Source organism: Finegoldia magna (genome assembly GCF_003182075.1).
Lineage (GTDB): Bacteria > Bacillota > Clostridia > Tissierellales > Peptoniphilaceae > Finegoldia > Finegoldia magna.
In genome coordinates, this window is record NZ_QGTH01000001.1 from 128,075 (window position 1) to 152,691 (window position 24,617).

22 protein-coding genes, 1 tRNA gene, 1 pseudogene and 1 riboswitch are annotated in these 24,617 nt (G+C 32.1%); of the genes and pseudogenes, 20 read left to right on the plus strand and 4 right to left on the minus strand.

The genetic code is table 11. The features are described 5' to 3' along the window. Positions 1-26 precede the first annotated feature (26 nt). Positions 27-1,376 carry a phosphoglucosamine mutase gene (gene glmM, locus DES33_RS00525; protein ID WP_110057801.1) on the plus strand — a complete coding sequence of 450 codons (1,350 nt, stop codon included), beginning with the start codon at positions 27-29 and terminating at the stop codon, positions 1,374-1,376. Continuing rightward, complete coding sequence (locus tag DES33_RS00530; RefSeq protein WP_110057802.1) at positions 1,373-2,050, plus strand: 5'-methylthioadenosine/adenosylhomocysteine nucleosidase; 678 nt, start codon at positions 1,373-1,375, stop codon at positions 2,048-2,050. Before glmM ends, DES33_RS00530 begins: the two co-directional genes overlap by 4 nt. A gap of 149 nt (positions 2,051-2,199) precedes the next feature. Here DES33_RS00530 and DES33_RS00535 read toward each other — a convergent pair. Then, positions 2,200-2,276, minus strand: a tRNA-Pro gene (locus tag DES33_RS00535). A 174-nt stretch (positions 2,277-2,450) separates the two neighbouring features. Beyond that, positions 2,451-3,713 carry a M18 family aminopeptidase gene (locus DES33_RS00540; protein ID WP_110057803.1) on the minus strand — a complete coding sequence of 421 codons (1,263 nt, stop codon included), beginning with the start codon at positions 3,711-3,713 and terminating at the stop codon, positions 2,451-2,453. A gap of 83 nt (positions 3,714-3,796) precedes the next feature. Beyond that, positions 3,797-3,911: riboswitch (FMN riboswitch) on the plus strand. A 70-nt stretch (positions 3,912-3,981) separates the two neighbouring features. Here DES33_RS00540 and DES33_RS00545 point away from each other — a divergent pair. The 5 genes and pseudogenes from DES33_RS00545 to tsaD all read left to right on the plus strand — a co-directional run bounded on the left by DES33_RS00545 (position 3,982) and on the right by tsaD (position 7,255). Then, positions 3,982-4,572 carry an ECF transporter S component gene (locus tag DES33_RS00545; RefSeq protein ID WP_094203992.1) on the plus strand — a complete coding sequence of 197 codons (591 nt, stop codon included), beginning with the start codon at positions 3,982-3,984 and terminating at the stop codon, positions 4,570-4,572. A 110-nt stretch (positions 4,573-4,682) separates the two neighbouring features. After that, positions 4,683-5,147 carry a tRNA (adenosine(37)-N6)-threonylcarbamoyltransferase complex ATPase subunit type 1 TsaE gene (gene tsaE / locus DES33_RS00550; RefSeq protein ID WP_002835142.1) on the plus strand — a complete coding sequence of 155 codons (465 nt, stop codon included), beginning with the start codon at positions 4,683-4,685 and terminating at the stop codon, positions 5,145-5,147. Beyond that, positions 5,128-5,814: a tRNA (adenosine(37)-N6)-threonylcarbamoyltransferase complex dimerization subunit type 1 TsaB gene (gene tsaB / locus DES33_RS00555; RefSeq protein ID WP_094206057.1), complete on the plus strand. Its 687-nt coding sequence runs from the start codon at positions 5,128-5,130 to the stop codon at positions 5,812-5,814. Before tsaE ends, tsaB begins: the two co-directional genes overlap by 20 nt. A 4-nt stretch (positions 5,815-5,818) precedes the next feature. Continuing rightward, positions 5,819-6,211 (plus strand): annotated as a pseudogene (gene rimI / locus DES33_RS09765) (ribosomal protein S18-alanine N-acetyltransferase); the annotation flags it as partial. 21 nt (positions 6,212-6,232) lie between these two features. Further along, on the plus strand, positions 6,233-7,255 hold the full coding sequence (gene tsaD / locus DES33_RS00560) for a tRNA (adenosine(37)-N6)-threonylcarbamoyltransferase complex transferase subunit TsaD (protein ID WP_227906154.1): 1,023 nt from the start codon (positions 6,233-6,235) through the stop codon (positions 7,253-7,255). Between the two features lie 71 nt (positions 7,256-7,326). Here the strand turns inward: tsaD and glmS are convergent, their stop codons facing one another. Then, positions 7,327-9,147 (minus strand): glutamine--fructose-6-phosphate transaminase (isomerizing), encoded by a 1,821-nt coding sequence (gene glmS, locus DES33_RS00565; protein WP_110057805.1) that lies wholly within the window; start codon positions 9,145-9,147, stop codon positions 7,327-7,329. Between the two features lie 334 nt (positions 9,148-9,481). Between glmS and DES33_RS00570 the strand changes: the two genes are divergently transcribed. From DES33_RS00570 to DES33_RS00585, 4 genes are read left to right on the plus strand one after another with little or no spacing between them, the layout of a single operon-like run. Then, positions 9,482-9,706 carry a FeoA family protein gene (locus DES33_RS00570; RefSeq protein WP_094203987.1) on the plus strand — a complete coding sequence of 75 codons (225 nt, stop codon included), beginning with the start codon at positions 9,482-9,484 and terminating at the stop codon, positions 9,704-9,706. 40 nt (positions 9,707-9,746) lie between these two features. Beyond that, on the plus strand, positions 9,747-9,977 hold the full coding sequence (locus tag DES33_RS00575; RefSeq protein ID WP_012290900.1) for a FeoA family protein: 231 nt from the start codon (positions 9,747-9,749) through the stop codon (positions 9,975-9,977). Positions 9,978-9,989: 12 nt separating this feature from the next. Beyond that, positions 9,990-12,119 (plus strand): ferrous iron transport protein B, encoded by a 2,130-nt coding sequence (feoB, locus tag DES33_RS00580; RefSeq protein WP_094203986.1) that lies wholly within the window; start codon positions 9,990-9,992, stop codon positions 12,117-12,119. A 27-nt stretch (positions 12,120-12,146) separates the two neighbouring features. Further along, positions 12,147-12,287: a FeoB-associated Cys-rich membrane protein gene (locus DES33_RS00585; protein WP_110057806.1), complete on the plus strand. Its 141-nt coding sequence runs from the start codon at positions 12,147-12,149 to the stop codon at positions 12,285-12,287. A gap of 14 nt (positions 12,288-12,301) precedes the next feature. On the opposite strand, the gene DES33_RS00590 is transcribed toward DES33_RS00585, so the two are convergent. Next, on the minus strand, positions 12,302-12,964 hold the full coding sequence (locus tag DES33_RS00590) for a helix-turn-helix transcriptional regulator (protein ID WP_094203984.1): 663 nt from the start codon (positions 12,962-12,964) through the stop codon (positions 12,302-12,304). Positions 12,965-13,090: 126 nt separating this feature from the next. Here DES33_RS00590 and DES33_RS00595 point away from each other — a divergent pair, with 126 nt between their 5' ends. The 9 genes from DES33_RS00595 (at position 13,091) to DES33_RS00635 (ending at position 24,520) form a co-directional block, all read left to right on the plus strand. Continuing rightward, positions 13,091-14,077 (plus strand): cell wall-binding repeat-containing protein, encoded by a 987-nt coding sequence (locus tag DES33_RS00595; protein ID WP_110057807.1) that lies wholly within the window; start codon positions 13,091-13,093, stop codon positions 14,075-14,077. A 123-nt stretch (positions 14,078-14,200) separates the two neighbouring features. Then, on the plus strand, positions 14,201-15,526 hold the full coding sequence (gene tig, locus DES33_RS00600) for a trigger factor (protein WP_110057808.1): 1,326 nt from the start codon (positions 14,201-14,203) through the stop codon (positions 15,524-15,526). A gap of 40 nt (positions 15,527-15,566) precedes the next feature. Further along, positions 15,567-16,154, plus strand: a complete 588-nt coding sequence (gene clpP / locus DES33_RS00605) for an ATP-dependent Clp endopeptidase proteolytic subunit ClpP (protein WP_002835127.1) — start codon at positions 15,567-15,569, stop codon at positions 16,152-16,154. A 10-nt stretch (positions 16,155-16,164) separates the two neighbouring features. Next, the gene (gene clpX / locus DES33_RS00610; RefSeq protein ID WP_094224977.1) at positions 16,165-17,400 is read left to right on the plus strand and encodes an ATP-dependent Clp protease ATP-binding subunit ClpX; all 1,236 of its coding nucleotides are present in this window, start codon (positions 16,165-16,167) and stop codon (positions 17,398-17,400) included. A gap of 63 nt (positions 17,401-17,463) precedes the next feature. Beyond that, a complete protein-coding gene (gene lon, locus DES33_RS00615; RefSeq protein WP_110057809.1) occupies positions 17,464-19,794 on the plus strand; it encodes an endopeptidase La in 2,331 nt (776 codons plus the stop codon). After that, on the plus strand, positions 19,794-20,336 hold the full coding sequence (yfcE, locus tag DES33_RS00620; protein WP_094224976.1) for a phosphodiesterase: 543 nt from the start codon (positions 19,794-19,796) through the stop codon (positions 20,334-20,336). The genes lon and yfcE overlap by 1 nt, the downstream gene beginning before the upstream one ends. A gap of 53 nt (positions 20,337-20,389) precedes the next feature. Next, positions 20,390-22,303: an ABC-F family ATP-binding cassette domain-containing protein gene (locus DES33_RS00625; protein ID WP_110057810.1), complete on the plus strand. Its 1,914-nt coding sequence runs from the start codon at positions 20,390-20,392 to the stop codon at positions 22,301-22,303. Between the two features lie 11 nt (positions 22,304-22,314). After that, on the plus strand, positions 22,315-23,622 hold the full coding sequence (locus DES33_RS00630; RefSeq protein WP_094224974.1) for an NCS2 family permease: 1,308 nt from the start codon (positions 22,315-22,317) through the stop codon (positions 23,620-23,622). A gap of 253 nt (positions 23,623-23,875) precedes the next feature. Further along, positions 23,876-24,520, plus strand: a complete 645-nt coding sequence (locus DES33_RS00635; protein ID WP_094207442.1) for a cysteine peptidase family C39 domain-containing protein — start codon at positions 23,876-23,878, stop codon at positions 24,518-24,520. The last annotated feature ends 97 nt before the right edge of the window (positions 24,521-24,617 follow it).

Genomic DNA, 24,617 nt, shown 5'->3' on the forward strand with positions numbered 1-24,617 from the left:
GATTATAAAAATAGAGGGGGATATTGATGGGAAAATATTTCGGAACTGACGGTATAAGAGGCGTTGCAGGCGAAGATTTAACTGTTGAATTAGCTTATAAGCTTGCGAGAGCAGCTTGTTATAAATTAAAAGATGTAGATAATAAATTAATTGTTATAGGAAAAGATACTAGAATTTCTGGGGATATGTTGGAAGCGGCTTTGATTAGTGGAATTACTAGCATGGGTTTTGATGTGTACAGATTAGGAGTAATTCCTACACCAGCTGTGGCGTATTTGACTAGATTTTACAATGCTTGTTGCGGAATTGTAATTTCTGCAAGCCATAATCCTTACGAATTTAATGGAATAAAATATTTTTCGAATGAAGGTTTCAAATTAAAAGATAGTCTTGAAGAAGAAATCGAATATTTGATTGATCATCAAGATGAAATCGACGTAAAAATTACAGGAGAAAAAGTAGGTAGAGTTTATGAAGAAGAGTGTGCAAAGGATACATATATCAATTATCTTTTGAGCAGGGTTGATTTGGATTTGACTGGTGTGAAGGTGAGCTTGGACTGTGGTTATGGAGCTACTTCTGAAATCGCACCAATTATTTTCAATAGATTAAATGCTAATGTGACTGTTACAAATACAGAATACGACGGAAAGAATATTAACTTCAAATGCGGTTCAACAAATCCTGAAGTTATAAGTAATTTGGTAAAAATTTCTGAATCTGATATGGGATTTTCGTTCGATGGAGACGGGGATAGGTTGATTGCTTGTGATGAAACTGGTGAAATAATGGATGGAGATCATGTTATTTGTGCAGTTGGACATTTCTTAAAAGAAAACAACAAGCTTAAGAATAACGCAGTTGTAGGAACTGTTATGACTAATATCGGTCTTATAAAAAGCTTGAAAGAAATTGGCGTGGATGTTATCAAAACACAAGTTGGGGACAGATACGTTCTTGAAGAAATGAGAAAAAATGGCTACATTATTGGTGGAGAACAATCAGGACACATTATTTTCATAGAAGATAATACTACTGGTGATGGAATCTTATCGGCGATTAAATTAGCGGAAATAGCCGTGAAATCAAAACAAAAACTTTCGGAAATGAACAAATTGATGACTAGTTTCCCACAAGTTTTGGTGAATGCAAAGGTTAATAATGAATACAAAAAAGTGTATAAAGATGATGAAGTAATCAATCAAAAAATAGCTGAACTTGAGCATGAATTCAAAGATGAAGGCAGAGTTTTGATAAGACCTTCTGGAACTGAGCCTTTGATTAGAGTTATGATTGAGGGGGAAAACCAAGAATATTTAGAGAAAAAAGCTATTGAATTAAAAGATTTGATAGAAGAAAGATGTGAGCTAATATGAAAACAATAGCGATTATTTCGGCATTAGAAAGTGAACAAGAGTATTTCAGAGAACAATTTAAGCCGGTTAAAAAGGACAAGTTCAATCACTATGAAATATATGTTTCGGAATTTGAAGACAAGAAAATTATAAATTGCGTTTGTGGAATTGGAAAAGTAAACTCAGCAGCTTTAACACAAAGAATTATCGATATATACAATCCGGATTTGGTAATAAATTGTGGTGTGTGCGGTGGATTGGACAAATCTCTTACTTTTGATGAGGTAATACTTGCGGACAAATTAAAATACCACGACATAAATTTGGATATTTTTAGCGACAATATTCCTTACACTGACACCTTTGAAGCTGATAGTGAAACTTTGAAAAAATTGGATGAGATTATGACACAAGAAAATTTGAAGCATAGGATAGGCCTTATTGTAACTGGAGATCAATTTATCTCAACGACTGAAAAGCAAGAAGAGTTATTTGAAAAATATCACGCGTTGGGAACGGAAATGGAAGGCTGCTCCATTGCTCATACGTGTTATCTTAACGATGTGAAGTTTTTGGTTATAAGAAGTTTGTCCGACTTTGCAGATGACGATGCGGATGATGAATTTTACAATGATTTAGAAACAAAAACAAAGAAGGCTGCACATAGTGTAGTTGTATTGATTAAAAATATGTAGAAAAGAGCGTAGGATGAATGAGAATTTGTCCTGCGTTTTTATTTTGCTTAAAAATGGGCAAAAAAATACATCTGTACAAAACAGATGTATTTTTTCATAATATCAATAACAAAAGGAAACAAAAAAATCACAAATATAATTTGTGATTATGGTCGGGGTGAGAGGATTTGAACCCCCGGCCCCATGGTCCCAAACCACGTGCGCTACCGGACTGCGCTACACCCCGACGTTTTTATTACTTGCTTATCTCAAGTACTTTATTAGTATACGATAGATTTAGATTTATGACAAATCCATTTATCGATAAATAAACGGAGATAAAAGAGATTACTTTTAATAATCATATTTTATCTCCGTTTTATTAAGATTTTAAATTTTTTTATTTTTTATTTACATTACTTTAATATTCGTAGTAATACTTGAATAATTCGTAGATATATTCGTTATCTTTGCATCCGCCTAATTCTCTTACTGAGTGCATTGACAAAATTGCATTTCCAATGTCTATAGATTGAATGTCCAAGTTAGATACAGTGATTGGTCCAATTGTAGAGCCTCCTCTTTTATCTGATCTGTTTGTGAATTCTTGGCATGGAATATTTTTATCCAAGCATAATTTTTTAAATATTGAAGAGCTAACAGCATCCGAAGTGTACGCTCCGTTTGCAGCGTATTTTATAACAGGACCGTTGTTGATTAGTGGTCTGTTAGTAGGATCTGCCATTTCTGTGTAATTTGGATGCAAACTGTGTGCTTGGTCTGCGCTTATTAGATAAGAATTGTGCAATACTTCGTAGAAGTTTTTATTGTTATCTTCTACGATTTTTTTGAAACAATCGCTAAGAAGTGTGCTGCCTGCGCCTTGTTTTGTTGAAGAACCTATTTCTTCATTGTCAAAAACCATAGCTAAGGCTAATGTGTTTGTAACTTCGGAATCTATTAAGGATTTGATAGAATTAAATGCCATTCCCAAATTATCGATTCTTCCTACTGAATAAAATTCGTCGTTTTCTCCAACAAATTCTCCTTTTTGTCTGTCGTACAAGAATAAATCAAAATCTAAAATGTCTTCTGAATTTATTCCGGTATTTCTTGCCAAAATTTCTTCGAAAGAAATCTTTGAATCTTTTTCTGATAATGCTAAAAGTGGCAATGTGTCCTTTTGTGCATTGAATTTGTATCCGTTATTTACATCTCTGTTCATGTGGATTGCAACGTTAGGAATTATTAATAAATTTTTGTCTACATTGATATGTTTGATTTCAGGTTTGAAAGGATTATCTGATTTCAAAACAACTCTCCCAGCTACAGATAATGGACGGTCGAACCATGTGCTTAGTATTGGTCCACCGTAAACTTCAGTATTTAAAGTCAAAAATCCGTCTTTGTTTACGATAGAATTTGGTTTTATTCTAAAAGTTGGGCTGTCTGAATGAGACCCAATCAATCTGATATTATCGAAATCAGAACTTCCTTTAAAAGCGATAATTGATGAATCGTTATTTGTTACAAAATATCCTTTGCCATTTTCGATTTTCCAATTATCCTTAAATTTTAATTCAGTAAACCCGTCTTCTGTTAGTGTTTTTTTAAAATTATCGATAACGTGAAAAACAGATGGACTGTTATCGATAAAACTCATTAATTCTTTTGTTATGTTCATAAAATCACCTCAATAATAGTATACCCAAAAATAAAAATACTTAATAGCAAAAGTTTACAAAAAATATACTTAGTGGTATAATGAAGTTACTTCAGGGCGAGGTTGATTTCCTCACCGGCGGTTATAGTCCGCGAGCATTATGCATGAATTGGTGTAATTCCAATACCGACAGTAAAGTCTGGACGAAAGAAGTAAATGTAATAATTAACATTTAGCCCTAAATATAAGGGCTTTTTTATTTGCCCTTGAAAATCTTAGGAGGTAGGTTATGGAAACCACAAGAAAAAATTCTAGTACTCAAACTATGGTGAAAATCAGTATTTTAGGGGCAATAAGTGCATTGCTTATGATTTTTAAATTCCCTCTACCATTTGCACCACCATTTATGACAGTGGACATAGGAGATTTGGGAGTATTAATTTCAGGATTTGCACTAGGACCTGTAGCAGGTGTATTGACTTCTGCAGTTAAGATTTTGTTGAACTTTATAATTAACGGAACAACTACTGGTGGAGTTGGGGAATTATCTAACTTTATATTATCATCAGTATTTGTTGTTGTAGCAAGTTCAATTTACAACAAAGGAAAAAGCAAAAAATCAGCAATCACTGGATTAGTTTTTGGTGTATTGGCGTACACAGTAGTTGCTTGTATTTCTAACTATTTTGTAATTTTCCCATTGTACGGAATTAACTTGGTTGATTTTACAAAAGAGTTTGCAAAAGTAAATTCATTGGCAGGCACTCCATTGATGTTCGTGCTTTTCAGTATCGTGCCATTTAACATTGTAAAAGGTATCATCGTATCTGCAGTTACAATCGCACTTTACAAGCCAATTTCAAGATTTTTGAAAAAATAATCAATAACATACATGTAAAAATTCATAAAATATACAATGACTCATTAATCTAAGATAATGGGTCATTTTTGTTGTTGTTCAGTTGTGATATAATTTATTTGGTGATATTTATGGAATATATTTTAAATGATTTAAAAGATACTGAAAAATTTGGACAGCTTTTTGCAAAAGCTTTAAAAAAACAAGATGTTATATCTTTGATTGGTGATTTGGGAGCCGGAAAAACTACTCTTACTAAATCTATTGCAAAAAGTTTTGGGATTGAAGAAAGTGTAACAAGTCCAACTTTTTCATTGGTAAATACATACTACGGTGATGTTGAATTAAATCATATTGATTTGTATAGATTAGAAGATGAGATGGAGATAGAATCCTTGGATATAGATGAGTTGTTGTATCCAGAAGGAATTACTATCATTGAATGGGCAAGTCAAGCACAGTCTTATATGCCTAGAAATTTAATTGAAATTTACATTGAAAAAACTGGTGATGTTTCCAGAAAAATTAGGATTGACGGGAACAACAAAAGAGAAAAAGAAATTATAGAGGAATTAAATGAAAATTTTAGCGATTGATACTTCAACTATGATTAGCTCTTGTTCTTTGATGGAAGATGGACTAATCGTTGGAGATTATAATATAAATCAAAAGAAAACTCACAGCGAAACTTTGGTTTTGATGATTGAGCAAATGCTTGAAAAATTAGATACAGAAATTGAAGATGTGGACGTGTTTGCGGTGTGCAAGGGACCTGGATCTTTTACTGGTCTTAGAATTGGAATGACCACTGCAAAGACTTTTGCGCAAGTTTTCGATAAAAAAATCGTCGGCATATCTACTTTGGAAGCTTTGGCTAATATGATTAGCACTGACAAAATCATTATTCCTATTTTGGATGCAAGAGGTGGGAGAGTTTACTACTCGATGTTCACTAACGATTCAAAATTAGAACGTTTGATGGATGATGATTTGATTTATTTTGAAGATTTGGTTGAACAACTTGACGATGATAAGGAATATATTTTTGTGGGAGATGGAGTGTATTCTTTCTTAGATGAAATCAAATCTAAGAAGAACTTCCACCTTGCAAATTCTTCGTTGAATAATTGTATTACAAGGTCGATTTGTGACTTGGCAAATAAAACCGAAACATTTGATAGCTATTACACTCTTAGTCCAGATTATGTGAGAAAATCACAAGCACAACGAGATTACGAAAGAAGACACAGTAATGATAATTAGACAGATGGATTCCTTTGATTTGGATGATGTTGTAGAAATTGAAAGGGAAAGTTTTTCAGATGCTTGGAGCAAAATAGGATACGAAGCTTGTTTGAAAAATGAATGTAATCATTATTTTGTCGGAGAAAAAAATGGCAAAATCGTGGGAATTATTGGATTTTCAATAGTTGTTGATGAAGCTGAATTACAAACAATTTCTGTGAAGAAAAGTTGCAGAAACTCTGGGATTGGAACTGAATTTATAAAATTTATGTTAGATTTTTGCAAAAAGGAAAATGTCAAAAATATTTTCTTGGAAGTTAGAGAGTCTAACTTTGAGGCAATTAATCTTTACACGAAATTTGGATTTCAAAAAAACGGTAGAATTAACGGATATTACGAAACTCCAAAAGAGGACGCATTGAGGATGATGTTGAATATGGATGATATTAAAGAAAATATAATTACACTTGCGATTGAAACGTCTTGCGATGAAACAAGCGTTGCGATTGTAAAAAATGGAAGAGAAGTGTTGAGTAATGTGATTTCTTCTCAAATAGATGTACACAAAAGATATGGCGGGGTGGTTCCGGAAGTTGCGAGCCGTCTTCACTTGGAAGCGATGAATTCTATCTTGCAACAATCTTTGGACGAAGCAGGTTTATCATTGAAAGATATTGATGTAATTTGCGTTACAAAAGGTCCCGGACTTATTGGAGCACTATTAGTTGGGATTTCTTGTGCAAAATCATTGAGCTATTGTTTAAAGAAGCCTCTTGTAGGGGTAAATCACATGCAAGGCCACATTTGTGCAAACTACATTAGCCACAAAGAATTAGAACCGCCATTTATTTCGTTGGTTGTATCTGGTGGCCACACTTATTTAATAGATGTTGTGGATTATCAAGATTACGAAATAATTGGGTCTACAAGAGATGACGCTTGTGGAGAAAGCTATGACAAGGTTGCACGTGCGTTGGGATTGGAATATCCAGGTGGGCCTGTTATTGACAGGCTCGCAAAACAAGGAAATCCAACAGCGATAGATTTTCCAAGAGTAATGCTTGAAAAAGACAGCTACGATTTTAGTTTTAGTGGATTGAAAACAGCTGTTCTAAATTATTTGAACAATAAAAATCAAAAAAATGAAGAAATAATAAAAGAAGATGTTGCAGCATCTTTCCAAGAAGCTGTCATAGATGTTTTGGTTGAAAAATCTTTTAGATTATTAGAAGAAAAAAATCAAAAAACTTTCGTACTAAGTGGTGGAGTAGCAGCAAATTCTAGATTAAAAGAGAGAGTTTTGGAAAAAGCAGAAGAAAAAGGAATACAAGTGTATTTTCCAGATAAAATCTTGTGCACAGATAACGCTGCAATGATTGCAACTGCGGGATACTATGATTATATCAACGGAAAACAAGATGGACTTGATTTGAAAGTTTATCCTAATTTAGAATTATAAAATGTAGCTATAAAATTAAATATTAACATTAAAAAAGGAGTTCTCACTTTAAAATGAGGACTCCGTATTTTTTATTCAACTGTTACTGATTTTGCTAAGTTACGTGGTTTATCTACATCTAAGCCTTTTTTTAAGGAAGTATGATATCCCAACAATTGTTCAGGGACTACTGAAAGTATTGGATACAATAATTCTAAAGTTTTAGGAATGAAGATGATTTCTTCTGAGAAATCTTTCATATTGTCATTTCCTTCAACTGTGATTGTGAATACTTTCGCTCCTCTTGTCACAACTTCTTGAACATTTGAAATTGTCTTTTCAGCTAATTTTGATTGTGTAATAACTGATAATGCTGGAGTGTTTTGTTCTATCAAAGCGATTGAACCGTGTTTTAATTCTCCTGCAGGGAATGCTTCAGTGTGAATGTAGGAAATTTCTTTTAATTTTAAAGCTCCTTCTTTTACACTCAAGAAGTCCAATCCACGTCCGATAAAGAACATCGATTTATCTTCCTTGATAGCTTCAGCTATTTTTTCAGTTATTGATTCTGATTTTAGTGTTTCATCTATTTTTTCAGGCATTGTTTTTAATTCTTCGATGTATTTTGAATATTCAGAATCTTCAATTGTGCCTAATTTCTTTGCAAAATCCAAAGCCAACATTATCACTGTAACCAATTGTGAAATGTATGCTTTAGTACTGGCTACTGCAATTTCTGGACCTGCCAAAGTGTAGATAACCTTGTCAGCTTCTCTTGCTATTGATGAGCCAACTACGTTTGTAACTGCCAAGATTTTTGCACCTTTGTTTTTGGATTCTCTAAGAGCTGCCAATGTATCAGCAGTTTCTCCTGATTGAGAAATCAAAATCACTAGAGTGTTTTCATCGATAAATGGATCGTTGTATCTGAATTCTGATGCGATATCAGTAATTACAGGTATTTTTGCCAATTTTTCAATAGCAACTTTACCAACTTCACCTGCATGATAAGCTGTACCACATGCAACGATGTATACTTTGTTTATTTTTGATAATTCTTCTTTAGTTAATGAATTTTCTGCAAAATCTATTACGTTATTTTTTACATTAACCTCCAAAGTCTTCTTAACAACTTCTGGTTGTTCGTGAATTTCTTTTAACATAAAATGCTCATAGCCACCTTTACTAGCTTGATCAATTGTCATGTTTACAGTTTTAACTTCACGATCTACTTTTTCGAAATCTTTATCGTAAATTGTGTAATTTTTCTTATCTATTTCTACGATGTCTCCATTTTCCAAATACACGATGTCTCTTGTGTATTTTAAAACAGAAGGAATATCACTTGCTAGAATTATTCCGTCGTCACATTTTCCTAAAATCAACGGAGATTCTTTTCTTACAGCGATTAGTTTGTCTTTTTCGTATTCTGAAACAATTCCTAATGCATAAGCTCCCTTTAATCTTTTGATTGTAGATTTTACTGCTTCTAATAAATCGTCTTTATAGTACTGGCTAATCAATGCAACAACAATTTCTGTGTCTGTAGTTGATTTGAAAGTGTAGCCATTATCTTCTAATTCTTTTTTTAATTCTTTGTAATTTTCGATAATACCGTTGTGAACAACTGAGAATTTACCATCTTCACTTACTTGTGGGTGAGCGTTAATTTCATTTGGTTCACCGTGAGTTGCCCATCTAATGTGACCGATTCCGACACTTGCGTTGTTGTCGATTTCATCGATAGAATCTATTAAATTTTGCAATTTTCCTTTTCTTTTTACTGTTTCGATTTTATCTGTTACTACAGAAATACCGCTTGAATCATAACCTCTGTATTCCAGAGATTTTAATCCGTTTAATATGATTTCTACGGCTGATTTTTCGCCGTTATAACATACTATTCCGCACATATATTTACCTCCAAATTTTTTAGAGATACACTTCATTATTTTTGTTTCAAAATTGCTCTTGAACTTTGTTAAATGCTAAGGCTGTGTTACCTATAGAGCTCCCGCCGAAAAATTCGATAACTCTATCCCTCGTTAACCGTAAAGGTCTGGCGCTTTTTTGTTTTTATCTCTTGAGATATTATATCAAATATAAAATGTAGTGTAAATTTTATTAGCAAATTGCAATAATTTTGTAACAAATGAAAAAATAATAATGATTTTCACTTGACATTAATACTCTTTATCAATATAATATCAATGTAATAGATTTAAACGTTTAAATGAGGGTGATTAAATGAATTTGGCATTAGTGCCACTCAATGAAGATTTTGAAATCGTAAAAATAAAAAAAATAAAAAATGATTCACAAAAAAAACTGTTGAATAATATGGGCTTTGTTGAAGGGGCGCTCGTGAGTGTTGTTTCAGAAAGCCACGGAAATTTGATAGTTAAAATCAAAGGTTCAAGAGTGGCTATAGGAAAAGATATAGCTATGAGAATTATGGTAAATCATATTTAATGATATTTTATCAAGGAGGATACATAAAGTGGATAACGAAATGAATCTTAAGCATGCCGAAGTAGGAAAATACTACAGGATTGTTAAGATTTTAGGAAAAGGTCCTGTTAAAAGAAGAATAATGGATATGGGTATTACAAAAAATGTAGAAATCTATATCAGAAAAGTAGCACCGTTAGGAGATCCAGTTCAAATTAATTTGAGAGGATATGAGTTGAGTCTTAGAAAAGATGATGCAGAAAATATTTTAATAGAATTGATAAATAAATAATTAGGAGGACTTATGTCAATTAGAATTGCTTTAGCAGGTAACCCTAATAGTGGTAAATCTACTATGTTTAACGCATTGACAGGATCCAATCAATATGTTGGTAACTGGCCAGGCGTTACTGTAGAAAAAAAAGAGGGAACCTTAAAAAATAACAAAGATATTAAAATTACCGACTTACCGGGAATTTACTCGCTTTCTCCATATACTTTGGAAGAAGTTGTTAGTAGAAATTACTTAATAAACGAGAAACCAGATGTAATTATTGATGTTGTGGATGCTTCAAATATTGAAAGAAACTTGTATCTTACAACACAATTATCTGAAATTGGAATTCCAATGGTTTTGGCATTTAATATGATGGATGTCGTTAAGAAAAATAACGATAAATTAAACACAAAACTAATATCTGAAAAATTGGGAATTCCAATAGTTGAAGTATCAGCACTTAAAAAATTAAACTTGGATGAATTAATTGAAGTTGCACAAAAACAAGTGAAATCTCATCATGAATCGATAAAATCATTTAGTGATGAAATTGAAAATGTGCTTACTGAAATAGAAAATAGTGTAGAATCCATTAAAAATTCTGAATCAAAAAGATGGTTTGCTGTAAAAGCTTTGGAAAGAGATGAAAAAGCATTACAAGCTGTTCATATCACTGATGAAGAAAAAGCAAAAGTTGAAGAAATTGTTTCGAAAATTGAAGAAGAATACGATGATGATGGTGAATCCATAATTACAGATGAAAGATATACATTCATTACTTCAGTAATTTCAGATTCTGTACAAAAAGGAAGATCGGGATTAACAACTAGTGATAAAATCGACAGGGTGGTTACTAACAGATTTTTGGCATTACCAATTTTCGTATTGATAATGATAGCCGTTTACTTTATTGCGGTAAAGGTTGTTGGTGGTCCTCCATTCCACGATTGGTGGGCAGATACTGTGATGGGAACTGCATTAGCTGATTTAGCTACAAAAGGATTAGAAGCAATCGGAACTAGCGAATGGGTAACAAGCCTTGTTGTTGATGGTATTGTTGCCGGCGTTGGTGCAGTATTGGGATTCTTGCCTTTGGTTGCAACGTTGGAATTATTGTTAGCTATTTTAGAAGATATAGGATACATGTCAAGAATCGCATTTATGTTGGATAGAATGTTCAGAAAATTTGGTTTATCTGGTAAATCATTTATTCCAATCTTAATTGGTACTGGTTGTTCAGTTCCAGGAATTATGGCAACAAGAACTATTGAAAATGAAAACGACAGAAAAATGACTATCATCGTTGCATCATTCATGCCTTGCGGTGCAAAAACAGAAATCATAGCATTATTTGCAGCAGCGATTTTCGGTCAATGGTGGTTTGCTCCATTATTGTATTTTACAGGAATTTTGGCAGTAATAATCAGTGGCCTTATTTTGAAAAAGACAAAAGCTTTTTCAGGAGAACCTGCACCATTTGTAATGGAACTTCCTGAATATCACAAACCAACTGTTTCAAATGTTTTGCGTGTAACTTGGGATAGAACTAAATCATTTATCATAAAAGCAGGTACAATAATCTTAGTTGCATCAATTTGCGTTTGGATTTTACAAAATATTTCTGTTAAGGGAGAATTTGTTCATTTCGCTGATGATAGTACCGATACTATATTGGCGTTCATCGGAAAAATATTCGCGCCATTATTTGCTCCATTAGGATTCGGAAATTGGACTGCAACTGTAGCTTCATTCTTAGGAACTGTTGCTAAAGAAATGGTAGTCAGCGTTTACGGAATAGTTTCTGGTGTAGGTGATGATACAGCTAAAATAGCTGATTTGGTAAAAAGTAACTTCACTATAGCATCTGCTTTGAGTTTCTTGGTATTCAACCAATTAACAGTTCCTTGTTTTGCGGCAGTTGGTGCTATAAAAGAAGAAATGAATTCTTCTAAATGGACAGCATTTGCGATTATTTATCAAATTATATTTGCTTATCTAATTGCATTCATGGTATTTCAATTCTTAAATGTGTTGGTAGTAAAACAACCATTTACAATAATGACAGGAATAGCACTTGTAGTATTTGTTGGAATGTTGTATTTGATATTTAGAAAAGATAAATACAAAAACAATCAATCAAAAAGAGCAGTAGAATAGAGATAGAATTTAAAAGAAGGTGATTTTTTGAATATTGCAGATATAATAATATTAATAATAATTGCGACGGCAGTTGTTTTTGCAGTGCGTCGTATTATTAAAAAAGGTGGCAGCTGTGATTGCGGCTCCAGTTCTTGCCCTCATTCTAATAATTACAATAAACAATAAAAAAAAGCGTGGCCTTAATATAGGTCACGCTTTGTTATTGTTCTAAACTTTTTAGGTGTAATTTGTTTTATATTTTTGAATTGTTGACAAAAATATGAATCAGATTGAAACCCAACTTCCTTTGAAATCTCGCTAACGGATTTGTCGGTGTAAGTCAAAAGCAGTAGACTTTTTTCTATTCTAAAAGTAGTCAAAATATTTGGAAGATTGCTTCCCGTGTTTTGACAAATCAATGTCGACAAATAGCTTTTTGACACGTGCAAGTGATCAGACAGAATATCCAGAGAAATCTTCTGCTCACTGTTATTGTAAATGTAATCCAATGCCCTTCTGATTAATGGGTTTTCACAACCCTTTGTAAATATATTTTGGTTTGTAGTGTAATATTCTACGATTTCGTGAAGTATTTCACTGGTGTTTTCAGATTCATTATTTTCTACTTTATATAATAGTTTGTTTTTTTCATTTTCACAATATTTTAAACTTTGAGAATCGTTTATATTTTTCATCTGATTCCATGAAAATATCGCTAATAACTGAATAATTGTGTTCTTTTGGGATCTAATATTAGTTTCAGAATCTTCCCAATTTTTTAGTATTTCTTCAGCTAAATCATGTGCTTTTTTGTTTGATTTTATCTGAACAGCCTTTATTAACTTTGATTCCAATTCGAACATATAAAATTCCTTTCATTTTTTGAGTGTTACGAATTAATTATATAACTAATTTGCTTGAAATTGCAAGAAATGATACATTTTTGCAATTTGATTTGATTTTAATATATAATTAATGGAGAGGTAATTATGAAAAGAATTTTAATTTTGTGTATGTGTTTGTTGTTTTTATCGACAAAATCACTAGCGAATACGGATGTAGTTCTGGATAAAATAATTGAGAAAGACTGTTCCGATTTGTCAGAAAAATTGACAGAGGAAGTTTACGACAAAAACGCAAACTTAGTCATAGTAAATGAAAAAAAGGAAAGCGACATAATTTCAGCCCTAAGTTTTGCATATAAGAATAAGGCTGCGATTTTGCTTATTCAAAATGATGGAGCATATATAAAGAAAGAAAGTCCGATATTAAATGAAGCTAATAGGTTAAAAGCGAAAAATGTTTATATAATTGGCGGCCCCAAATCAGTTTCAGAAGAAATCTCTGATAATTTGAAATTGAGCGGTTTGTTGGTTACAAGAATTGATGGAAGAGATCGCGTCGAAGTGTCCAAGAATGTAATCAAAGAAAACACGAATTTGAATCCTACGGATACTTTAGTTATTAGCGATTTGTCCAATTTCAATTTTATTCAAGCGAAGATGGGCTATTATTTAAAGAATGGATACGCGATTACATTTGTGCAAGGTAAGAAATTTGAAGATTCAATTACAAAGTTTGCTATTGATAAGGGAATTTCAAATATTTTGATAGATCAACCTACATCGATTATAAGTAGTGAATACGACGAGAAGCTAAAGCAAAATGGCTTCAAGGTTACACGAAATGATTACAAATCGGTCTATGATGCAAATTATGTTCAAAACAGTGATATTAAGTATTCTAAAATTATATTTACTGAATACAAAGATATTAGAACATCTTTATTGGCATCGTATGTTAGTCTACAAAAAAATTACGTAAATATTTTAGTAAATGAAGGCAATGTAGACAAGACTACCAATAAACTTCTTACGACATCTATACAAAATGGTATATATATCGGGAAAAAAGAAGAAAATTTCGAAAAATTAGCAAATAAATTGGATTTATACTACAAAGTTGAACAAAAATAACAGTTTTTTAATCATTTTAGCTAAAAAACTTTAAAAAAAATGGTATTTAGGGTATAATATTAGCTGGAATTTCTATTTTAAGTGAAATTAATTTAAGTTTTAAATAAAAATTAGGAGGAAAGTATGAGCGCAGTGCTTGTAAGTAAAGAAAATAATCAAGCGGTATTCACATGTGAAATACCTGCAGAAGATTTCAATAACGCAATTGAGGAAAGTTATAAAAAGAATAGATCTAAATTTAGTTTAAAAGGATTTAGAAAAGGTAAAGTTCCAAGAAAAATGTTGGAAAGAGCTTATGGTGAAGGTTTATTCTACGAAGATGCTGTAAATCTATTATTACCAGGAATTTACGAAAAAGCTATCGAAGAATTAGAATTAGAACCAGTTTCACAACCAGACATCGATCTTGATGACATTACTGAAAACAATGATGTAAAAGTAAAATTCACTGTTGATTTGAAACCAGAATTCGAATTAGGTGATTATTCTAATCTTTCAGCTGAAATCGAAGAATACAAAGTAACTGATTCTGATGTTGATTTGAAAATCAATCACGAATTAGAATCAAACGCAAGAGTTCAAGAAGTTGAAGGAAGAGAAGCTAAGGAAAATGACACTGTTTCTATCAACTTTAAAGGTTTTGTAGATGATAAAGCATTTGATGGTGGGGAAGCAGAAGATTACGAATTAGTTTTAGGTTCACACACATTTATTCCAGGATTTGAAGAACAAATCGTAGGTCACAATGTTGGAGATGAATTTGACGTTAATGTTAAATTCCCAGAAGATTACCACGAAGATTCTTTAAAAGGACAAGATGCTAAGTTTGAATGCAAAATCAATTCAATCAAAGAAAAAGTATTACCTGAATTAGATGATGAATTCGTAAAAGATGTTTCTGAATTCGATACTCTTGACGAATACAAGAAAGACATCAAAGAACACTTAGAAAAAGACAACGAACAAAGACAATTAGTTGAAAAACAAAACAAATCTGTAGAAGCTTTGATTGATGCTACTGAAATTACAGTTCCAGAATCAATGATTGAGAACGAAGTTAATCGTCAATTCCAAGATTTTGCAAGAAGAGTTCAACAAATGGGCTTAAATACAGATCAATACTTCCAAATCACTAACACTTCAGAAGAAGATGTTAAAAACGAATTAAGAGCTAACGCTGAATTAAAAGTTAAAGGTGATTTGGTATTAGAAAAATATATCGAAAAAGAAGCAATCGAATCAACAGAAGAAGAATTAGATGAACAATTAAAAGAATTTGCAAAAGTATATGGACAAGATGATGAAGAAAAATTCATCGAAGAATTCAAAAATAGTCCAAACGTAGAATTCTTAAAAGAAGACATCAAGAGAAAAAAAGCTTTGGAAAAATTAGTAGAAAATACTAAATTTGAAACAAAGAAAGCTGAAGAAACAAAAGAAGATAAATAATATTTCAATATATTAGAATTAATAATAGGAGGTTATTATTATGCCATCTTTAGTACCAATGGTTGTAGAACAAAGTAATAGAGGCGAAAGATCTTACGATATTTTCTCTCGACTTTTAAAAGAAAGAATTATTTTCGTCACAGGCGAAGTTAATGATCAGATGGCGGATCTTGTTATAGCTCAATTATTGTTCTTAGAAAGTGAAGATCCAAAAAAGGATATTCAATTATATATCAATTCACCAGGAGGTTCTGTAAGTGCAGGATTAGCGATATACGATACTATGCAATACGTTAAACCAGATGTTTCAACAATCTGTGTAGGTATGGCTGCTAGTATGGGAGCAATCCTTCTAACAAGTGGTGCAAAAGGAAAAAGATATGCACTTCCAAATGCAGACACTTTAATCCATCAACCACTTGGTGGAGCACAAGGACAAGCTAGTGATATCGAAATTCACGCTAAGAATATTTTGAAGAAGAGAGAATTATTAAACAAGATATTATCTGAAAGAACTGGACAACCTCTAGAAAAAATTGAAAGAGATACAGACAGAGATTTCATACTAACAGCAGAAGAAGCAAAAGAGTATGGATTGATAGACGAAGTTATATATACTTCTAAATAAGGAAATATTTATGCCAAAGAATGAAAATCAATATAAATGTTCTTTTTGCGGTAAATCACAAGATGAAGTCAGAAAATTAATTGCTGGACCTGGAGTATTTATTTGCGATGAATGTGTTTCATTATGTAACAGCATAATAGAAGAAGAATTCAAAGATATAGATAATACCCAAGAAAGAATTGATTTGCCTAAGCCAATCGAAATCAAGGATGTGCTTGATGATTATGTAATCAAACAAGAAGAAGGCAAGAAAGCCTTGGCTGTTGCAGTATATAATCATTACAAAAGAATTAATTCTAATCTAATGAATAATGATGTAGAATTACAAAAATCAAATATTTTATTGGTGGGTCCAACTGGAAGCGGAAAAACACTTTTAGCTGAAACTTTAGCCAAGATATTGGATGTTCCTTTTGCTATAGCCGATGCAACTAGCCTTACAGAAGCTGGATATGTCGGAGAAGATGTAGAAAATGTAATTTTGAAGCTTATTCAAGCGGCGGATTACGATATAGAAAAAGCAGAACAAGGAATCATCTACATTGACGAAATCGACAAGATTACTAGAAAAAGCGAAAATCCTTCCATCACTAGAGATGTTAGCGGTGAAGGTGTACAACAAGCTTTGTTAAAAATAGTTGAAGGTACAATTTGTAATGTACCGCCACAAGGTGGAAGAAAGCATCCTAATCAAGAATATATTCAAGTTGATACAAAAAATATTTTATTCATTGTCGGTGGAGCATTTGACGGCTTAGAAAAAATAATCGAAAAAAGAACAGAAACAAAATCAATAGGTTTTGGGGCAGATTTGGGAGAAAATGAACACAAGAGAATTTCTGAATTGTTCAAAGATATTAGGCCAGAAGATTTGATTAAATTTGGTTTAATTCCTGAATTTGTAGGAAGAATTCCAGTTTTAGTTACACTTGATGAACTAGATGAACAAGCTTTAATTAAAATACTTTTGGAACCTAAAAATGCAGTTATCAAACAATATCAAGAATTATTCAAAATGGATGATGTTGAGTTGGAATTTGATGAAGAAGCATTGAAAGCTATCGCCAAGTTAGCTTACGATAGAAAAACAGGTGCCAGAGGTTTGAGAACAATAATAGAAAAATCTTTGATGAATATTATGTTTGAGCTACCATCAAGACAAGACATTTCCAAAGTAATTTTGACAAAAGAAAGTGTACTAGAAGGAAAAGACCCAAAACTTGTTTTCAAAACAAATAATAAATAACACAAATAGCTCACTTTAGGTGAGCTATTTTTATCAATAGATTAAATTCGAAAGAGGAGTTTGATGAAAGAATACTATACAATATCAGAAAAGAAACTTCCAATAATCGCGTTGCGTGGTTTGTGGTTGTTTCCAAATAATATCCAACATTTTGAAGTTGGAAGAGAAGTTTCATTAAATGCTTTAAATGCTAGTTTGCTCAGAAATTCTGAGATTTTTATTTGTACGCAAAAAGATCCAATTGTAGAAAACATCACAAAAGAAGATTTTTATCATACAGGAGTTCTTGCAAGTATCAAACAAACTATTAAAATGCCAAACGGAAATGTCAGAGTTTTGGTTGAAGCTTACGACAGAGCAAAAATCGTAGACTTTGTTGAAAACGACAGTTTCTTAGAAGCAAACGTTGAAGTTATGGAATACGATAAAACAAAATATCATCCTACGGATAAATCACTGACTATGATTAGGATGATTATTTCTTCGTTTGAAAGCTTGGCAGAAATTATCAAAAAACCATTACCACAAGATTTGCTTGGGGGACTTTTAAACGAAGAAGATCCAAGTTCTTTGATAGATACAATTTCAATGCTAATTTCATTAAACGATAAGGATTCAATTTTATTATTGGAAACTTTGGATATGGATGAAAGAATTGAGTTGGTGTACAAATTTGTAATAAAAGAAATTGAATTTTTGAAGATAAAAGAAGATATCGAACAAAGAACAAACAAGGAAATATCTGACACACAAAAAGAGTATTTTCTTCAAGAACAATTGCGTCAAATCAAGATGGAATTGGGTGAAGAATACGACATTGAAGACACAGATGATTATGCAAATAGAGTAAAGAAATTAAAACTTAAAAAAGATTCTGAAGAACACGTTTTAAAGGAAATCAATAGATTATCTTCGATGAATCCAAATAATCCCGAAAGCACAGTGATTAGAAATTATATCGATCAAGTATTGGATATTCCTTGGAACAAAAAATCAAAAAGTTCGATTGATTTAAAAGTTGCAGAAAAAGTTCTAAATGATGGTCATTTTGGATTAGAAGATGTAAAGAAAAGAATTTTGGAATATTTAGCTGTTAAGAAGATGACTGGATCATTAAAAGGACCTATCCTTTGTCTAGTTGGCCCTCCAGGGGTTGGTAAAACTTCAATTGCAAGATCTATAGCTGAAGCAACTAATAGAAAATTCGTATCCATGAGACTTGGTGGCGTACGTGATGAAGCAGAAATCAGAGGCCACAGAAAAACTTACATCGGAGCAATGCCAGGAAGAATCATAACTCAATTGCAAAAAGCTAAGAAATTAAATCCAGTTTTCTTATTGGATGAAATTGACAAATTAGCATCTGATTTTAGAGGAGATCCTGCAAGTGCTTTGTTGGAAGTTTTAGATCCGGAACAAAACAGTGAATTTACAGATAATTACATCGAAATTCCAGTTGATCTGTCAGATGTATTATTTATCACTACTGCAAATTCACAAGAACAAATTCCAGATGCATTGTTAGACAGAATGGAAGTTATCAGAGTTACAAGTTATACAGATTATGAAAAATTTGAAATAGCTAACAGATATTTGCTTCCACGTCAATTAAAAGAAAATGGAATGGACAAATCCCAATTCCACATCACAAGAGATGCTATCTATACGATTATAAACAACTACACAAGAGAAAGTGGAGTAAGAGAGCTTGAAAGAAATATTGGAAAAGTTGTCAGAAAAGCTGTCGTTAAAATCGTAAGAGATGATGTTAAAAAAGTTGTCGTCAACAATAAAAATCTAGAAAAATTCTTGGGATCAAAATTAGTTTTAGATGATGTAATTCCAAGGGAAGACACAATTGGAGTTGTGAATGGGTTAGCGTGGACACAAGTTGGTGGAGTTATCCTGACAATTGAAGCGAATGTAATGGACGGTACAGGCAAAACGCAACTTACAGGAAAACTTGGAGATGTAATGAAAGAATCTGCAATGGCTGCAATTTCATACATCAGAAGTAACCAAGAGGATTTGGGTATAAAAGGAGAATTCTACAAAGAAAAAGATATTCATATTCATGTTCCAGAAGGTGCTGTTCCAAAAGATGGACCGTCAGCGGGTGTTACAATGGTTACAGCGCTAGTAAGTGCATTGACAGGAAGAAAAGTAAAACACGATTTTGCAATGACTGGAGAAATCACACTTACAGGAAGAGTATTGGCAATTGGTGGAGTTAAGGAAAAAGTATTGGCTGCTCATAGATACGGAATCAATAAAGTATTCTTGCCAAAGGAAAACAAAAGAGATATCCAAGACATTGATCCTAAAATTAGACAAAAAATCAAATTCTATTTTACAAATAATGTAAAAGAAATTTTGGATGAGGTATTAATATAATGAAAATAGGTGTAATAAGCGATACACATGGCTCTTTAGATAATACGAAAAAAGCTTTGGATATTCTAAAAGATTGCGACACGATTTTTCATTTGGGAGATGTTTTGTATCACGGACCACGCAATGCTCTTCCAGAAGATTACAATCCAAAAGATTTGGCAGTTATTTTCAAATCTATGGATAATGTGATATATACAAGAGGAAACTGCGATAGTGATGTGGATCAAATGGTTATTGAACACGATTTGACACAAAAACATAGAATCATAAATATTGGCAAATTTAGAATTTTCACAATTCATGGATATGAGGAAGATGAAGAAAAGAGAATTAGAATTGCTAAGGCCAATAATTGTGATATCGTAATAACAGGACACACTCATGTAAAAGTTTTGGAAGATAAAGAAGGCGTTATTTTGTTAAATCCAGGTAGTCCTTCTATTCCAAAAGACGGTGTAAAATCAGTTGCAATAATAGATGATGATGAAATCAAACTTATAGATATAGACTCAAACAAAGTTTTGTCATCTTTGAAAATATGAAGTCAATTAACTCAGAATTGAGTTGATTGACTGTTTAGTTAGGAAGTGAAAAAATGATTCTAATAGGTGCAAAAGACATAGAAAAATCTTTCTTAGATAAAAGTATCTTAGAAAATGTTACTTTTAATATTAACGACAATGATAAAATTGGAATCATAGGAATAAATGGTGCGGGTAAATCCACTTTGTTTAATATTTTGACAGGAGAATTGTCTAAAGACGGTGGAGACTTGTTCATCAAAAATGATATGAAAATAGGATACTTGAAGCAACATAATTCATTTGATTCGACTAATACTTTGTACGAAGAATGCTTGAGCGTTTTTTCAGAAGTATTGAGATTGGAGAACAAACTTCGAGAATACGAAAATCAAATGAAGGATACCGAAGATTTGGAAGATTTGATGAACAAATACCACAGAGATTTGGAAAGATTTGAATCAATGGGAGGATATCTCTACGATTCTGAAATCAAAGGCACACTAAAAGGTTTGGGATTTTCGGATGATGATTTGGATAAAAATGTCACTAATTTCAGTGGTGGTCAAAAATCTCGAATAATGCTCGCAAAACTTCTTCTACAAAAATGTGACGTATTGTTACTAGACGAGCCTACCAACCATTTGGATATCAAAGCTATCGAGTTTTTGGAAACTTTTCTGAAAAATTACAAGGGCGCTTGTGTGATAATTTCTCACGATAGATATTTCTTAGATGGAATTGTAAATAGGATTTTTCATATGGAAAATAGAACCATCAAAACGTACGAGACAGATTACACTGGTTTTATGAAACAGAGAAAAATCTATATGGATATCCAACGAAAGACTTACGAAAATCAACAACGTGAGTATAAGAGACAACTTGAAATCGTTGAAAAATACACTAGCACTGATAATGCTAAGAAGAATAAACAAGGACAATCCAGAAAGAAACTCTTGGATAAAATGAAGCTTATGGATAAGCCAACGTATGATGATGGAACTTTTGGAATTAAATTCAAAATATCTTCACCAAGCGGCAAAGACGTTTTGATGGTTGAAGATTTGTCCAAAAAAATCGACGACAAGCTTATTTTTGAGAACTGTAACTTAGATATATATAAGGAAGAAAGAGTTGGACTTATTGGAGCAAATGGAGTTGGAAAAACGACTTTATTCAATATTATAACCAAAAAATTAAAACCAACTTCTGGAAAATTCAGGTTAGGTTCCAATGTAAACATCGGATATTTTGACCAAGAACAGATGTATTTGAACGATAAAAACACAATTATAGATGAAATTTGGGACGAATATCCTAAAATGACTCACTACGAAATCAGAAGTGCCCTTGCTATTATGAATTTCGTGGGAGACGATATTTTCAAACTTATTGAAGATTTGAGTGGTGGAGAAAAGGCGCGTGTATCTTTGCTGAAGTTGATGCTTTCAAAATCAAACTTTTTGTTACTGGACGAACCTACTAACCACTTGGACATTGACTCAAAGGAAAGTTTGGAAGATTCTTTGATAAATTACGAAGGTACTGTTTTTGTAATTAGCCACGATAGATACTTCTTGAACAGAGTTTGTGATAAAATCATTGTGTTGGAAAAAGATAAAACGACTACTTTCCTTGGAAATTACGATTATTATCAAGAGAAAATCAATGATTTAAAAGTGGATAAAACAGAGGAAAGTTTGAACAAAACTGCAGCTTTGAAAGAAAAGAAAAAACAACGTGCTATCACAAATAATCTTAAAAAACTGAGAAAACAAATTGAAACGATTGAATCGACTATAGATAAAATTGACGAACGAATCAAAGAAATTGAAGACCTGTTTTGTCAAAATGATATTTACGATGATCCTCAAAAAATTCTTCAATTAAATGAAGAACTGGAACATCTTAACGCTGACAAAAATTCTTTGTATTCAGATTGGGAAGATAAACAATTGGAATACGAAGATTTTGATAAAAATTAAGGAGGGAAAACTTGGATTTTTTAGAAAAAAAATTTCGTCTATCTGAGAGGAAAACAGATGTAAAGACGGAATTAATGGCTGGATTTACTACATTTATGACTATGAGTTATATCTTGGCAGTCAATCCTCAAATGTTGAGTCAAACTGGAATGGACAAGGGTGGAGTTTTTACTGCTAGTGTAATTGCAAGTATTGTTGCCATGGTTTGTATGGCTTTCTTAGCCAACTTGCCATTTGGTTTGGCACCAGGTATGGGGCTTAATGCATTTTTTACATTTACAGTTGTTAAAACACTAGGCTATACTTGGCAATTTGCTTTGACTGCAGTATTTTTGGAAGGTATTGTATTTTTAATTCTTTCATTATTTAAAGTAAGAGAAATGATTTTTGATGCGATTCCAATTAATTTAAAAAAAGCAGTTAGCTGTGGAATTGGACTTTTCATAGCGCTAGTTGGTTTGGTAAATTCAGGAATTATTTTGCAAGGTGAAGGTACTGTTTTACAATTGGGAAATCTCTTGAGCAGAGAAAGCGTAGTATTTATTGTAGGATTATTCATTATCGCTTTACTTTTGGCTAGAGAAATCAAAGGTGCGTTGATGTATGGAATTTTGGCTTCTACGATTTTAGCTTTAATTTTGGGAGTGTCAAAATACCAAGGCGGATCTCCAATAACATTGCCACCATCATTAGCTCCAGTAGCTTTTAAAATACAATTCGATAAAATATTTACTTTCGATATGTTCACTGTAGTATTCACATTCTTATTTGTAGATATTTTCGATACAGTAGGAACTTTGGTTGGAGTTAGTGCAAAAGCTGGTATGTTAGATGAACAAGGAAAATTAAAAGAAGCATCTCCTGCATTATTAGCAGACGCGATTGGAACAACAATGGGAGCTCTACTTGGTACAAGTACAGTAACTACATTTGTTGAATCGGCATCAGGAGTTGCAGAAGGTGGAAGAACTGGTCTAACAGCTTTGTCAACAGCATTCTTTTTCTTCCTAAGCTTATTCTTGTTCCCTGTATTTGGCATGATTCCTGCACAAGCAACAGGACCTGCATTGGTAATCGTAGGATTATTTATGCTTAGCTCAATCAAAGAAATCGACTTTTACGATTATTCAGAAGCAATTCCTGCATTTATAACAATAATTGCGATGCCATTTTGTTATTCAATTGCAGAAGGAATTTCTTTTGGAATGATAAGCTACGTTTTAATAAAATTATTAGCAGGAAAAAGAAAAGATATTTCTATTTTGATGTATATCTTGGCAATAGTATTCGTTTTAAGAATAATTTGGCCTTTATTTTAAACATTAAGTAAAAATAGTAGTGCATGAAAAATGTGCTACTATTTTTTTGTCCAAAACTATTTCAAAATTTAAAATTAAGTGTTATACTTTTATTGTAAACGATAACATAATTACAGAGAATACATAGATTTATGAAATTAATTGTTATAAAATCAAATAATTTAGGCAATAAAAAGAAGAAAAATAAAATAAGGAGGTTATAAATATAAGTAAAACGTCTTCTTTTTAAAAATAAAATCAAAGGAGTAAAAATATGAAGAAATTTAGCAAAAAAATATTAATGCTTTTAATGGCAATCGTAGTTTTAGTAACACCTACTTTTACAGGCGCAGTAAGACAAGAAGTACACAACGATAGAAACTATAATTGGTACATAGATCAAGGAAACACTGGCTGGGCTAGTAACTCAAATTGTGGTCCATCTTCAAGTGTAATGGTCGAAAAATGGTTCAATAGAAATACAATCGCGACAGCAGCAGGAGCAAGAGATCGTTATCCTATGCAAGGTGGATGGTGGTCAACAAACACTGTATCACAATATTTGAATGATCAAAGAATTCCAAATCGTACAATTGTATACAATGGAGAAGATACTTTGACAGATATATTGGATAATGGAAATATTGCAATTGTTTGTGTGAATACTGGATTTATTTCATTTAATAATAACAACAATTCAAATATTGGTAGATTTTACAACTACCAAGGAGGACATTTCTTAGTTGTAAAAGGATACACTCATATCAATAATAGATTGTATTTTGAAGTTTACGATCCAAACAATTGGGGAGAAATGTACTTTAATGGACAACCAAAAGGAAAAGACAGATTATACGCTGCAAATGAATTGTCACAATCAATTTTTAGATGGTGGGGAAATATTATAGTAATAGGATAAGAATGAGAGCCTTGAAATTAATTTTTCAAGGCTTTTTTTAATTCACATTTTATTTATAGATTTTTTCTATAAGTAACGCTTGATTTATTGAATAATC

Bases quoted from the DNA above. Each gene is read 5' to 3' on its own strand.
- glmM (WP_110057801.1), top strand. From the start codon at position 27: ATGGGAAAATATTTCGGAACTGACGGTATAAGAGGCGTTGCAGGCGAA.
- DES33_RS00530 (WP_110057802.1), top strand. From the start codon at position 1,373: ATGAAAACAATAGCGATTATTTCGGCATTAGAAAGTGAACAAGAGTAT.
- DES33_RS00540 (WP_110057803.1), bottom strand. From the start codon at position 3,713: ATGAACATAACAAAAGAATTAATGAGTTTTATCGATAACAGTCCATCT.
- DES33_RS00545 (WP_094203992.1), top strand. From the start codon at position 3,982: ATGGAAACCACAAGAAAAAATTCTAGTACTCAAACTATGGTGAAAATC.
- tsaE (WP_002835142.1), top strand. From the start codon at position 4,683: ATGGAATATATTTTAAATGATTTAAAAGATACTGAAAAATTTGGACAG.
- tsaB (WP_094206057.1), top strand. From the start codon at position 5,128: ATGAAAATTTTAGCGATTGATACTTCAACTATGATTAGCTCTTGTTCT.
- tsaD (WP_227906154.1), top strand. From the start codon at position 6,233: ATGGATGATATTAAAGAAAATATAATTACACTTGCGATTGAAACGTCT.
- glmS (WP_110057805.1), bottom strand. From the start codon at position 9,147: ATGTGCGGAATAGTATGTTATAACGGCGAAAAATCAGCCGTAGAAATC.
- DES33_RS00570 (WP_094203987.1), top strand. From the start codon at position 9,482: ATGAATTTGGCATTAGTGCCACTCAATGAAGATTTTGAAATCGTAAAA.
- DES33_RS00575 (WP_012290900.1), top strand. From the start codon at position 9,747: ATGAATCTTAAGCATGCCGAAGTAGGAAAATACTACAGGATTGTTAAG.
- feoB (WP_094203986.1), top strand. From the start codon at position 9,990: ATGTCAATTAGAATTGCTTTAGCAGGTAACCCTAATAGTGGTAAATCT.
- DES33_RS00590 (WP_094203984.1), bottom strand. From the start codon at position 12,964: ATGTTCGAATTGGAATCAAAGTTAATAAAGGCTGTTCAGATAAAATCA.
- DES33_RS00595 (WP_110057807.1), top strand. From the start codon at position 13,091: ATGAAAAGAATTTTAATTTTGTGTATGTGTTTGTTGTTTTTATCGACA.
- tig (WP_110057808.1), top strand. From the start codon at position 14,201: ATGAGCGCAGTGCTTGTAAGTAAAGAAAATAATCAAGCGGTATTCACA.
- clpP (WP_002835127.1), top strand. From the start codon at position 15,567: ATGCCATCTTTAGTACCAATGGTTGTAGAACAAAGTAATAGAGGCGAA.
- clpX (WP_094224977.1), top strand. From the start codon at position 16,165: ATGCCAAAGAATGAAAATCAATATAAATGTTCTTTTTGCGGTAAATCA.
- lon (WP_110057809.1), top strand. From the start codon at position 17,464: ATGAAAGAATACTATACAATATCAGAAAAGAAACTTCCAATAATCGCG.
- yfcE (WP_094224976.1), top strand. From the start codon at position 19,794: ATGAAAATAGGTGTAATAAGCGATACACATGGCTCTTTAGATAATACG.
- DES33_RS00625 (WP_110057810.1), top strand. From the start codon at position 20,390: ATGATTCTAATAGGTGCAAAAGACATAGAAAAATCTTTCTTAGATAAA.
- DES33_RS00635 (WP_094207442.1), top strand. From the start codon at position 23,876: ATGAAGAAATTTAGCAAAAAAATATTAATGCTTTTAATGGCAATCGTA.